At 53.7% G+C, this 12518-nt stretch carries 14 protein-coding genes; 3 read left to right on the plus strand and 11 right to left on the minus strand.

Going from position 1 to position 12518, the window contains the following annotated elements; translation table 11 throughout:
- Positions 1–135: 135 nt before the first annotated feature.
- Together ACVWYF_RS15075 and ACVWYF_RS15080 are read left to right on the plus strand one after the other, a co-directional pair.
- A complete protein-coding gene (locus ACVWYF_RS15075; protein ID WP_457069414.1) occupies positions 136–360 on the plus strand; it encodes a hypothetical protein in 225 nt (74 codons plus the stop codon).
- Between the two features lie 6 nt (positions 361–366).
- On the plus strand, positions 367–957 hold the full coding sequence (locus tag ACVWYF_RS15080; protein WP_457069416.1) for a hypothetical protein: 591 nt from the start codon (positions 367–369) through the stop codon (positions 955–957).
- Positions 958–1313: 356 nt separating this feature from the next.
- Here ACVWYF_RS15080 and ACVWYF_RS15085 read toward each other — a convergent pair whose 3' ends face one another.
- From ACVWYF_RS15085 to ACVWYF_RS15130, 10 genes are all read right to left on the minus strand, one after another.
- Entirely contained in the window at positions 1314–2045 is a 732-nt protein-coding gene (locus ACVWYF_RS15085) for a hypothetical protein (protein WP_457069418.1), read from the minus strand.
- A gap of 264 nt (positions 2046–2309) precedes the next feature.
- The gene (gene clpB / locus ACVWYF_RS15090; protein ID WP_457069420.1) at positions 2310–4919 is read right to left on the minus strand and encodes an ATP-dependent chaperone ClpB; all 2610 of its coding nucleotides are present in this window, start codon (positions 4917–4919) and stop codon (positions 2310–2312) included.
- A gap of 105 nt (positions 4920–5024) precedes the next feature.
- A complete protein-coding gene (locus ACVWYF_RS15095) occupies positions 5025–7067 on the minus strand; it encodes a hypothetical protein (RefSeq protein WP_457069422.1) in 2043 nt (680 codons plus the stop codon).
- A 243-nt stretch (positions 7068–7310) separates the two neighbouring features.
- Positions 7311–7733, minus strand: a complete 423-nt coding sequence (locus ACVWYF_RS15100; RefSeq protein WP_457069424.1) for a hypothetical protein — start codon at positions 7731–7733, stop codon at positions 7311–7313.
- On the minus strand, positions 7726–7902 hold the full coding sequence (locus ACVWYF_RS15105) for a hypothetical protein (RefSeq protein ID WP_457069426.1): 177 nt from the start codon (positions 7900–7902) through the stop codon (positions 7726–7728). The genes ACVWYF_RS15100 and ACVWYF_RS15105 overlap by 8 nt, the downstream gene beginning before the upstream one ends.
- A 227-nt stretch (positions 7903–8129) precedes the next feature.
- Positions 8130–8564 (minus strand): hypothetical protein, encoded by a 435-nt coding sequence (locus ACVWYF_RS15110; protein WP_457069428.1) that lies wholly within the window; start codon positions 8562–8564, stop codon positions 8130–8132.
- A gap of 128 nt (positions 8565–8692) precedes the next feature.
- On the minus strand, positions 8693–8953 hold the full coding sequence (locus ACVWYF_RS15115; RefSeq protein ID WP_457069430.1) for a Txe/YoeB family addiction module toxin: 261 nt from the start codon (positions 8951–8953) through the stop codon (positions 8693–8695).
- Positions 8950–9174, minus strand: coding sequence for a hypothetical protein (locus ACVWYF_RS15120; RefSeq protein WP_457069432.1), 225 nt, complete (start codon positions 9172–9174; stop codon positions 8950–8952). The genes ACVWYF_RS15115 and ACVWYF_RS15120 overlap by 4 nt, the downstream gene beginning before the upstream one ends.
- A 206-nt stretch (positions 9175–9380) precedes the next feature.
- On the minus strand, positions 9381–9653 hold the full coding sequence (locus ACVWYF_RS15125) for a Txe/YoeB family addiction module toxin (protein WP_457069434.1): 273 nt from the start codon (positions 9651–9653) through the stop codon (positions 9381–9383).
- On the minus strand, positions 9646–9864 hold the full coding sequence (locus ACVWYF_RS15130) for a hypothetical protein (protein ID WP_457069436.1): 219 nt from the start codon (positions 9862–9864) through the stop codon (positions 9646–9648). The genes ACVWYF_RS15125 and ACVWYF_RS15130 overlap by 8 nt, the downstream gene beginning before the upstream one ends.
- A gap of 563 nt (positions 9865–10427) precedes the next feature.
- Here ACVWYF_RS15130 and ACVWYF_RS15135 point away from each other — a divergent pair.
- The gene (locus tag ACVWYF_RS15135) at positions 10428–11105 is read left to right on the plus strand and encodes a T9SS type A sorting domain-containing protein (protein ID WP_457069438.1); all 678 of its coding nucleotides are present in this window, start codon (positions 10428–10430) and stop codon (positions 11103–11105) included.
- Between the two features lie 80 nt (positions 11106–11185).
- On the opposite strand, the gene ACVWYF_RS15140 is transcribed toward ACVWYF_RS15135, so the two are convergent.
- Positions 11186–12121 carry an NmrA family NAD(P)-binding protein gene (locus tag ACVWYF_RS15140; protein WP_457069440.1) on the minus strand — a complete coding sequence of 312 codons (936 nt, stop codon included), beginning with the start codon at positions 12119–12121 and terminating at the stop codon, positions 11186–11188.
- Between the last annotated feature and the right edge of the window lie 397 nt (positions 12122–12518).

Below are 12518 nucleotides of genomic sequence, written 5' to 3' on the forward strand. Positions count from 1 at the left end.
CTGACGCCAGCCCCGCCACCCCCCCGCCCCGGCCGCCACCCCAGCGGCACCAGTAGCGGGAGTATCTCCCGGACTTCTGTACCTTTCTTCACGCTGCTGACGTTACTTTGCAACTTCAACTACTTGCCCAACCCGATGGCTATTACATCCGCAATTAATCCCAGTGTTGTTGCGCAGCAGCTTGACAACCTGACAAACATGGCAGAGCGGGTGGCTTCACCGGAGTTCAAACGGAGCTTTCGCGGGTTCGTCAGGGCGCGGGCAAAGGCCGCCGACTCCTCGCTGAGCTACCGCGACGGGCAAGGCCGCCTAGTGCAGGAATGGCCTGGCACTGGCTTCGTAAGCGTGTTGGCCGAGTAGCCGCGCATGGCTTCATCCGCGCCGACCGTTTTTGTATTGGCGGGCCCCAACGGTGCAGGCAAAACGTCGCTTTATCTGCACGAAGCGGCCGATGTGCCCCGCCTAAACGGTGATAATCTGTACCAACAAGGGGTAAACATTTACGCCATTGAGGCGGCCCTGCGCCAAGAGATGGAAAGCTGGCTGCAACAACGGGCCTCTTTCGTTATCGAGACAAACGCGGCTAGTGAGCGGGATTACGCGCTGTTTGGCTCCCTGCAAAAATCCGGCTACCGCCTGGAATGTCGGTTTGTGTGCCTCCGCTCCGTTCGGGATTGCCAGGAGCGGGTAATCCGCCGGGTATTGGAAGGAGGCCATGATGTGCCAGCAGCCCTCATCCAACACCGTTACGACAGTGGCCTGTCGCTGCTCAAGCGAAGCTACCGCCTCTTCGACCGGTTGCAACTGTACGACAACTCCGGCGAACAGCCCGAAGAAGTAGCCGAATTCCTGCCGGGCTCTATTCCTCAGCTTATCGGTCAACCACCTGAATGGGCTGCCTCTGTCGTGGCGCACATCATCAAAATGGAAGCGCTCTACACCAAACTTCCCAAGTAGAAAAGCTTCACAAGCACAACGCCCCCCGCCCCCCGGCCGCCACCCCAGCGGCGCAAGTAGCGACAGTTTCTTCCAGCCGGCCTGGGCGGCTTCCCTAGCTCCCTACGTAAGGCAAAAAAGTCCTTTTGCGGCTTACCTAGGAGTTGGAGAGGCTGGAAGCGGCTGGGCCGGCTTGGATGGAGGCTGGGATGCGCGGGAAGCGGGTAACACCACGTTAATCAGGTCGGAACAAGCAGGCTAGACTATGCCTTGCACTAATTTGGTAATGAAAATATTGGCCAACTCATAACCACTGCGGCACAATCGCAATGAATTATACACCGCTAAATGCTCGTCATACTAGGGAGCCTACACCATCATTTCTTTTTATTTTTTATCTCTACTTGCACCAAAAAACTACCTATATTATCATCAAAGTACAGATTGTCATAACTGCTATTTTTTATTTCAATCCATTTGCTACTCCTTAGCTCATTTGGCTTATCTCCACAATAAGCCATCTCAGACTTAGTGAGATAAGCAGAATTAAATCCAAGGAACACGTCATTTACACAAAGATATATTCTGACTTTTTTATCTGTCATATTTTGAATTGTCTTGCTACTACCAACATCAAATACGTTTGTAGTTAGACTACTCCTATTTTTTGTAAAATATTCTTGAAATTGGTTAGCTTCATCTACAGGCAAGTAATACCCAACTACATTTCCAATATTATCACCAGGTTTCATAAGCAATTGCTTTTTTGCATTTAGCTGAGTATCTGTATCACCGATATCTTCCCATTTATTCCCGTTAGCATCTGTCCAAGGAATTGGACACTTGCTGTCATTTGCTGCACTTTCAACTATTCTTTGAACAGCTAAATGCACTCTCCCGGTAATTTTAAATACACATTCTTGCTCGGGCTTTATTTCAAGACCTGTATCAAACCATACGGCATTACTTGGCAGCAAGAAAGAGGTATATGACCTATCTTCATCTGAAAGGAAGCTCGATTTTTTTGCATTGATTATCAATCTTCCGTCCTTATTAAATTCTGCACTAACATCAGCACTATCTACTATGGATTGAAAGAAAAATGTCAATGCAATAATGAGGGCTGAAAAAAATAGCACTGACCTGAGCAAATGGCCATAAGACTGATTAATGGCCTCCATAAAAGATTTGGTGTTTTGCGGCCCCATTTTTGATAAAATTTAATGACACAATTTTGATTAGTAATTTCATCATTCAAAAGTCGTATTACATCAGTGCTAGCACTGAATTTATGAGATATTCTCATCTATTTTCACACAAAAAAAGCCCCGCCGACTTCACGCCAGCGGGGCTTTCCCATTCCAAACCGACAATTACACCGTCGGCATCTCCACGTTCTCGAACTTCACCGCGCCGTCTTCCAGCACGGCTTCTACCACGGCATCTTTCGTCACGCGGCCGGAGAGAATGTCTTTCGACAACTCGTTCAGAATGACGCGCTGGAGCACGCGCTTCAGCGGGCGGGCGCCAAACTGCGGGTCGAAACCGGCTTCGCCGAGGTAATCCAGGACTTCGGGGGTGGCTTCGAGCTGGATGCCGGCTTCGGCCAGGCGCTGCTGGATTTGCTTGAACTGGATGTCGACAATCTTGCGGATTTCCTTGCGCTTGAGGGGCTGGAACATGACGATTTCGTCGATGCGGTTCAGGAACTCGGGGCGCATGTGCTGCTTGAGGCGCTCCACCACTTCGTCGCGGGTGCGGTCCACCACTTCCTCGTGGTTGTACTCGTTCAGGTCCTTGAAATTCTTCTGGATGATGTCGGCGCCCGTGTTCGAGGTCATGATGATAATGGTGTTCTTGAAGTTCGCCACCCGGCCTTTGTTGTCGGTGAGGCGGCCATCGTCGAGCACTTGCAGCAGGATGTTGAACACGTCGGGGTGCGCTTTCTCGATTTCATCGAGCAGCACCACCGAGTAGGGCTTGCGGCGCACGGCTTCCGTGAGCTGGCCGCCTTCGTCGTAGCCCACGTAGCCGGGAGGCGCTCCTATCAGGCGCGAGGTGGCGTGGCGCTCCTGGTACTCGCTCATGTCGATGCGGACCATGGCGTTTTCGTCGTTGAACAAATATTCGGCTAAGGCCTTGGCCAGCTCGGTTTTGCCCACGCCCGTGGTGCCCAGGAAAATGAACGAACCGATGGGCCGCTTGGGGTCTTGCAGGCCGGCACGGGAGCGGCGCACGGCATCGGAAATGGCCGCGATGGCCTCCGCCTGCCCCGCCACGCGCTTGCCCAGCTCGGCTTCGAGGTTGAGCAGCTTCTCGCGGTCCGATTGCAGCATTTTGCTTACCGGGATGCCCGTCCACTTGGCCACCACTTCGGCGATGGACTCGCTCGTGACGACTTCCTGGAGCATGGCGCCGCCGTCTTTGTTGGCCGCAGCTTCTTCCTGCAGGGTTTTCAGCTTGGCTTCGGCTTCCTGAATCTTGCCGTAGCGCAGCTCCGCTACCCGAGCATAATCGCCCTGGCGCTCGGCCTGCTCGGCTTCCAGCTTGAACTGCTCGATGGCTTCCTTCTGGGTTTGGATGCCGGTCAAAACGGCTTTTTCGCCTTCCCAACGGGCTTTCAACGTGTCGCGCTTGTCGTTCAGCTCGGCCAATTCCTTGCTTAGGATGGCTTCGCGGTCGCGGTTGTCTTCGCGGCGGATGGCTTCGCGCTCAATTTCCAGCTGCATGATGCGGCGCTGGATTTCGTCGAGCTCCACGGGCATGGAATTCAGCTCGATGCGGAGCTTGGCGGCGGCCTCGTCCATGAGGTCGATGGCCTTGTCGGGCAGGAACCGGTCGGTGATGTAGCGGGCGCTCAGCTCCACGGCCGCAATCACGGCGTCGTCGGTGATGCGCACGCCGTGGTGCAGCTCGTACTTTTCCTTGATGCCGCGCATGATGCTGATGGCGTCCTCGATGGTGGGCTCGTCCACCATCACGGCCTGGAAACGGCGTTCCAGGGCCTTGTCCTTCTCGATATACTTCTGGTATTCCTTGAGCGTGGTGGCCCCGATGGCGTGCAGTTCGCCGCGCGCCAGGGCGGGCTTGAGCAGGTTGGCGGCGTCCATGGCGCCCTCGCCCCCGCCGCCGGCCCCGATGAGGGTGTGCATCTCGTCGATGAAGAGCACAATCTGCCCATCCGAGTCGGTCACTTCCTTGATGACGGCCTTGAGGCGCTCCTCAAACTCGCCCTTGTACTTGGCCCCGGCCACGAGCAGGCCCATGTCGAGGCTCATGATGACTTTGTCGCGCAGGTTTTCGGGCACGTCGCCGGCCACGATGCGTTGGGCCAGGCCCTCCACGATGGCGGTTTTGCCCACGCCGGGCTCGCCGAGCAGCACGGGGTTGTTTTTGGTGCGGCGCGAGAGGATTTGCAGCACGCGGCGGATTTCCTCGTCGCGGCCAATCACGGGGTCCATCTTGCCGCGCCGCACCTGCTCGTTGAGGTTCACGGCGTAGCGGTTCAGGCTCTGGTACTGGTCTTCGGCGCTCGGGCTGGTGACTTTGCGCCCGCCGCGCAGCTCCTGAATGGCGGCCTTCAAGTCCTTGTCGTTGAAGCCCGTGTCTTTGAGCAGCGTGGCCACGGCATCGCGACCGGAGAGGATGCCCAGCAGCAGGTGCTCGATGGACACGAACTCGTCGCCCATGTCCTTCATGGCGGCGTTGGCGCGCTGCACGGCGGCAGCCGCGTCGTTGGCGAAGTAGGGCGACCCGCCGCTCACCTTGGGGTAGGCGGCCACAATGGCATCGAGCCGCGGCGTGAGAATGTTGCCATTGGCCCCCAGCTTGTTGGCCAGAAACGAGAAGACGCTCTCGTCGCTCTGGAAGATGCCCTTCAGCAAATGGCCGGTTTCGACGGCCTGCTGCTGGTTTCCGCCGGCAATTTCGGTGGCCTTCTGCACGGCCTCCTGCGCCTTGATGGTGAAGTTTTTAAAGTCCATGTTGCGTTGTCTTCAGTGTAGGTGCTTCGGGTTAGGAAGTCGGTACTGATGACATAGCAAATAACAAGCAAAACACCTATTTCGGACTTTTTGTCAGCAATACTTCTACGACGGCACTTTCAGTAATTTACTATGCAACCACTCGTAACTATTATTAAAATTATCAATATCAGCAACCTCTATTGGCTTAGTATGCGCTTCAAGATTTCTAGCGGTATTAATTGTATCAATATTCATCTCAAACCGCGTTTTATTATTTTCAAACAGGGTTTGAAAAACTTCCCAATTCGCAACTATGATTCCTTTCAAATCATTTGTATAAAGCTCATTTGCAACCTTAGAAGGTTTCATGCTAACGAAAAGGCTCTTTGGTTCAGGTCTATCTTTAAGCTTGCTTAGTCCTCTTATCATTTTACTAGCAATGATATCATCATCCCAGTTAGAGCCCATTCCTAAGTAGAGCAAAATAGTTCGCCGTAACGCAACTTCGACTTTTACTCGCTTGGAAAAAAGCTTACCTAACTCTTCAAGGTCAGGTACTTCCGGCAGCAAGTCTAGTGGAATATCTCCTCTTATAAAAGGTGACACTGCTTTTCTAAATGCATCACCGTTCTTAGCAACAAAGTCTTTTAAATCTACAATTGCAAATTGTAGATTATCGAATTTTCCGTTAGTTATGCCGTAGTTTTCAAACCTAGCTACGATGCTTGGATTATCATCTATGTATTCAGCGACAAATTCACTGTCACCTTTCGCAAGTATTTGCAATAGCTCGTACTCTTCAGGGTACCACCAAATTAATGATAAAATAATATCTTTAAAAGGCTGAGAAAGCCTTCCTAATATCTGTTTGCTTGCTATTTCAAACGAATTATTCGTTATCACAACCAAAGTTTCAGGATGCTTATTAGCATTATTTTTAAGTACCTCGCTGCATGCTATTCGAATTAGAAACGGATGTCCGCCATAGTTGTTCTGCAAGAATGAATACACTTGCTCATCAAACTGAAGACCACAATACCGTCCGATAGTACGGCACATATTTTTAACAGATGCCAAATCAAATGGCTCTAAATAATGCGGTTTAGCTAACTGGAATATGGGATTCTGAAATGTACCAAAGTAAGGATTCTCAACGCTAGCCGGATTAACTCCCGTTACAATAAAATTGAACATCCCGTCTGTCTCTTGCACCACTGACCGCACTGTTTGCCAAAATGGAATAAAGTCTTGGTCCCAATGCTGTCCCAAAGCTCCACTCAACTCTGGTGTAATAAACTCAATTTCATCAAAAAGAATGGTTAGTCTTTGTATTTTCAGAAATGCTATTATCTCTTTTATATCGCTGGAGAATCTCAAGCCTGAGCTTGATTTAGAATAATTTGGATTAATATTAATTATTTTATTATAGTTCAGTTTACAACTATTGACCAATCTAATAACAATATTTTCAAGAAGCTGCCACCAGCGACATGAATGCACGCCAGGATTAGCACAATCTATGTATTCAACCAATGAAGCGCTAGCCTCAGTTCTTCTCTGTAGTGCTTTCAGAACAGACGTTTTACCTGTTTTTCTCAAGCCGAATAACCCGGCACTTTGATTAGAGCCATGTACCCGCGTAATCAATGCCTGAACTAGCGAATCCCTCCCAAAAAAATACTTGTCTGATGTTATTGGCGACGACACACCAAATAAGTCAAACTGACCTAAATAGTCAGAAATAATATTACGCAAAAAGTAGACTCCCCGATTTGGGTTTAATATATCATCGCATTGAATAGGTATAATAATCCTGTCTACGTTGTTAGCAAATAATTCTATTGTTTCTTTTTTATCACCATTATGAACTAAGACAAATATTACCTTTTCTAACCTGCTTTTAAAGTCCTGAACCTTCAGTGTAGCGTCAATTGCTTTCAATACTCTCGCATCTGTTTTAGGAAAGGGACTATATATAACTAAAACCTCTTTTTGAAAACCAAATCTTTCCTTTGTTCTATTAGATGGCGAAGCAAACCATAAAGACATTTCCTCTTTAACTGTTCCAAATCCAATATCAAATGCTTCGTCAAAATTTGTTGCTATCGATTTCTCTTTAGGTCTGCTATTGAAATGGCTTTCTAGTGCATCTTTCTTTATTGCCATGGTAGAGGTTGCTTACTAAGCTTTTTAATTATTTAAAAGGAAGATGTTATGAACATTATCAAAGATGTTTCTGAGAATATCACGCAGCAAGCTACACAGAAGCTCCCGTTTCCTTCAGCGGCGGGGGCAGCGGGCGGGGGTGGGGCGTGAGCGGAAGCTACTCCAGAGCGGTGGTTTCGCTCGGGCGGGACTGACGGGGCGCGTGAGGGGCGGCAGGCGGGGCGGGCGCGCCGGGGAGGTTAGCTACTCTGCTTTGAGCACGTACCAGATGTTGAATCGGTCGTGGCTGATATCGTAGTTCGGCAGGCTCAGATGCTGGCGATAGAAGGCAAAGCGTTGCGGCACCGAAAACGGCTGTTTAATGAGGTGTTGCACGATATCGGGCTCAAACGTGGCCAGATAATAGCGCTTCACCCGAAAAATGGCTTGCCACAGTGCGGCCTTTGCTTCGCGCGGGTAGTGGCTGAAATCAGCCGGAATGCTGCTGCCGAGGGGGAACAGTTGAAAGTCGCTGTGGTAGATGAACCGCCCGTCGTCAGTCATCGAGCGGATTTCATAGGTTTGGGTCAGCACGTCCCAATCGGGGTGCAGGTGCCGGATGCTGTACTCAATGTAGCCACCGTGCCGGTCGCACTCGCACCGCAGGCAATGCCGGTCTTCAAGCACGCTTGCCTGCTTGCAGATTAGTGAACTCCTCGCTGGATTTGACGCCCGTCGCCTTCTCATGTGCTTCGTAGCGCTGGCGCAGGGCTTTGAATGCAGCCCGTTTGCGCGCTTCGCTAAGCACTACATCTGATGCTGAAGCATCTGGCAGGGGTTGGGAGGTCGTTTTCATCGTTACTAAGATACGCTTCACTTTAGAAATCAGTTCGAGGCAGCTACACAGAAGCCCCCGTTTCGCTCAGCGGCGGGGGCAGCGGGCGGGGCGGCGGTGGGGGCGGCTGTGGGGAAGAAGCTGTGGTATCGTTCCAGTGGCGGGGGCAGCGGGCGGGGGCGGGGCTGCCGTGGGGAAGAAGCGGTGGTATCGTTCCAGCGGCGGGGGCAGCGGGCGGGGGGCTTAGGTCACAACTTGCCAGTGTAGTAAAGTCGTTTGGCGCGGTGTCGAATCGGTTGAAAAGAAGAATCAAGTGACAACGACCGGAGAATTGGCAGTAATTCCGGCCATATACCGACTTTTCCTACCCATTGCAGAGCCAACTCAATCCAATACCCGGAGCCGCTGGCTAACCCTAATAGAATCAGGTCTTGTACAGGGAAAGCGGCTAGCCGTTTCGCAGACTCGTTTGGCCCCACATGAGAGAGGCCAGTAACAAGGGACGCCTGAAAATTAGCATAGTCTTGTTCCAGCAAGGGCAGCCAGCTAAGTGTTGTTCGGTTCTTCAGTGCGGAAGTATCAAAGAATTGAGCACCGAATTTTAAGGTCCAGTTGTACCTCTCTGCAACGTATAAGTCGCGTTCGCCGAACGAGGCGACGAAATCAAGTGAAAGCACATTCATAACCTGAATTAAACGACTTCACGGGTTTTTCTCGTTGCTTGTGTTATGCAGAAGCTCTTATATCCCTCAGCGGCGGGCGGGATGGCGGCCGTGGGGCAGAAGCTGTCGTATCAGCGGCGTGGGGGCGACTACTTCTCGTAGTGGTAGCGGCAATACAGAACAAGTATCCGCTCGCTGCTTATTTCATACACTAACCGGTGTTCATCGGTGATACGACGGGACCAGTACCCCCGCAAATCCCCTTTCAACGCTTCGGGCTTGCCCTTGCCAGTGCGCGGGGTACGCAAGCACTCCTGCAATAAGTCGTTTAGCTTGCGGAGCACGGCCTTATCGGTTTCCTGCCAGTACAAGTAATGCTCCCACGCTTTCGGGGTCCAACTCAGAATCATTCGGCCGAAAGCAAGTCGTGGTTGACTACCTCCCCACGCCGGGCCTGCGCAATAGATTCCATCAATTCGCGGGCATTAGCCGGGCTGCTGAGCAAATACTCGGTGGTGTCCTGCTTAGCCGCCTTGCCGCGAATTGGTGTGAGCTTTACAGACGTCACACGCCGCAGGAATTCCAACACAAAATCCGCTTCCTGGTCAGGTATTTCGAGAGTGTATTTCATACTACCCAAAACTACAAAGTTTCCGCTTAGTTCCTAACGCCTGCTTGACGCTACCTCAGAAGCTTCCGTCTCTTCAGCGGCGGGAGCAGCGGGCGGGGGGCGGCGGTTGGGGCAGAAGCTGTGGTATCGTTCTAGCGGCGGGGACAGCGGGCGGGGGGTGGTTGGGGGCGGCCGTGGGGCAGAAGCTGTCGTATCGTTCGGCGGGGTTATTTGTCGCCGTAGTGTTCGCCGCATTGGGCGATGCGCAGGTTGTCGCCTTCGGCTTTATAAATCAAACGGTGCTCCTGCGTGATGCGACGCGACAAATAACCCTTGTAGGCATTACCTTTCAAGGGCTCCGGCTTGCCCGTACCAGCGAAAGGGGTACGGGCGCACTCGCGCAGCAGCGTGTTGATTTTTGCCAGAACCTTGGAGTCGGTGCGCTGCCAATAGAGGTACTGCTCCCACGCTTCGGGCGCCCAGCAGAGCGTCCTATTCATTATCAATCAGGTCGTGTACTTCGCCCTGACCATTTTCGAGCCGTTCGATGGCCGCCAGCACGCGAGCATGATTGGCGGGGTTGCTTTCCAGATGTTGCGTGGCATCCATTGTTTTGGAGCGTATGGGCCGCGCTTTCATATATGGCAAGCTATGCAGCAACTCCATCACAAAGGCAGCTTTTTCGTCAGGAAATTCGAGGGCGACTTTCATACTATCCAAAACTACGAAGAATCAGCTTAGTTCCTGACGCTACTGCAGAAGCTTCCGTTTCTTCATCGGGGCCCGCCGGGCACGGGGGACGACGGGCGGCCGGATGGGGCGGGCAGAACGCCTGGGGTACTCGGCAACTGGGGCGGGGTTGGAATTGGGCGGCGCGCCGGAATGGCCGAATGGGATGGGTATCTGGTTTTACAGTGCCAAGTTGGTAATGTCGGCGAAATGCCAGGGATTATGCTTGAATAAGGGAGAGGCCATGCGCCCGCGCCGTATTACACCACAAGCAAAAAATAGCAGTGAATTTATTTTGTCACATGGCGCTATTTATTTGGCCTTACCCTAGCTAAAGTGCAAACGTTTGTACCACTTCCAAAATGCTTTGAAAACGTATGCAAGCCAACTACTTTCGGGCTATACAGGAACTTAGTAAAGGATATTACAACATAACCATCTTTGCTCAGGCTAAAAAAATTGTATCACGCCGGGTACAATAAAACACAATTCAGCTGTACTTTTGACGCACAATTCCCAACCAACATTTTCAAATAGTACGCATTATGAAAAAATCTACGCTCAAGTTTGGCTCCCTGCTGGCTTTCCTGTTCTCGGCCACCATGTCGATGGCACAAACGGCATCATACGGCACCATAGGCATTATCGGCACGGCCACGAGCCCAACCGGTGCAGCTACCGGCTGGGACAACTCGACCGCCATGAGCCCAAGCGGCACCAGCGGCCACGACTGGACGATTACCATGCAGCTGTCGGCCAACGAAGCAAAGTTCCGCGCTGACAATGCCTGGACAGTAAACTGGGGCGGACCTGCCGCGCCACTCGCTGCCTTCCCGGCCGCTACCGGTACGATGGGCGGCCCTAACATTGCGGTACCCACGGCTGGCCGCTACACCGTTCGCTTCAACGACGTAACCGGCGCTTACCAGTTCGGTGCTGCTTTGGCTACCAAGTCGGCTAGCGGTGCTATCCTGCAACTGGCCGTTTCGCCTAACCCCGCCTCGGGAACCGCGAGCGTTTCCTACGAGCTGCCCGCTACGGCTACGGCCGCCATCACGGTGCAGAACCTGATGGGCCAGTCGGTGCGTCAGTTCTCGGCGGTGCGCCAGAACGCTGGCCTGCAAAGCCAGAACCTGCCCCTGCAAGGCCTCGCCTCGGGTATCTACCTGGTGAAGCTGGAAACCGGTGCCCTGACCCAGACCAGCCGTTTGGTAGTAGAATAGTGTTTGCCACCCGGGCCTGAAAAGGCCTGCGGTTTTAGCCGCCCCCGCCCCGCCCGGAAACGGATGGAGCGGGGGCGGTTCTAGTTGCGGGTGGCCAGCACTGCACGCACCGGCGTCCAGCGGATTTCGGGGTAGCGGGAGTTGTCGAGCGGAGTGAGTTTGGGCTGGCCCGTGAACATGTTGTGCAGATACTGCATACCCTGCCAGGGCGGAAACACGTCATCAGAGGCGGGCATGAGGGTTTTGGTCACGCTTATCATCGTGCCCAGCACCCACAGGCCGCCCACGCGCAGCAATTTGAAGGGCTCGCCAGTAGCGGAGGTGGCGGCTTTTTGCAGGCCCCGGATGCTGGCTACTTCGCCGGCCACGCGCAGATAGCGGGGCGTGGTGGGGTCGAGGGCGGCGGCGGCCGTGAACTCGGCGGTGTTAGCCGTGGTGGTGAAATCGAGGGGTTGGTCGGCATCGCCGTAGTACAGCACCCGCTTCAGGCCGAAGAGCACTACCGGGGCCTGCCCGGTGAGCAGGTCGGTGAACATGCCATTGAGGATGGACGTGGCCTGGATGGGGGCCTGGTCGAGCCGCTGGTTGAACTCGCGGCGCAGGTCAAGGTTGCGGTTGGAGCCGGCGGCGAGTTTGGTGTAGTCGATGCAGTAATCGGAGGGGATGAAGCGGGGCACGCCGGCCGCTACGGCCGCGTCGAGCAGGCGCTTTTGGGTGTCCACAATCACCTCACGCAGGCCCGACAGCGCCGATACGATGCAGGCCGCGCCCGCACAGGCTTTGGTGAGGGCCGTGACGCTGCTGAAATCGACGGCCACGATTTCGGCTCCGAGGTCCTGTAATTCCGTCACTTCGGGCTTAACGTTGCCCGGGCGCACCAGCGCCCGCACAGCCGCACCGCGCTTCAGCAGTTCTTGGGCAATGCGGAAGCCGAGGTCGCCGGTGGACCCGGCCAGCACGATGGGGGCCGACGCGGCAGGCGGGCGGGACGGCGAGGTTGATTGATGGTCTGCCAAAACGAAGCTGGGGGTCTGCTGGGTGAAACCTCCCGGCGGGAGGCGGGGCGTTGCCAGCACGCCGGCGGCAAGCTACGCCCGAACCAAGTTTTTCCGGCGGCACTTGCTTACGGCGTGGCGGTTGCGCCTTAGCCGCGTTACGTGGCGTTTGGTGCCAGTGCTACCCGCTTGCTGCTACCCTTACCGGCCTGGTTTTACCGCAAACGTTTTCGTAGATAAATCCGCTAACATCCTAGCTTTTAGGCGCGGCAGCCCAATACCTTTAGTCACCTGTTCGCATCGAATGGTCAGGTTCTATCCGGCTACGGTGCTCCATCTGAGTCGGGGTGGCGCTGATTCGTTCATTTTTGGCTGATGCGGGCTGCTCCCGTTTCGGCCCCTGTTTTTTCTGGTTTTT

This window comes from Hymenobacter sp. UYAg731, from assembly GCF_054061335.1.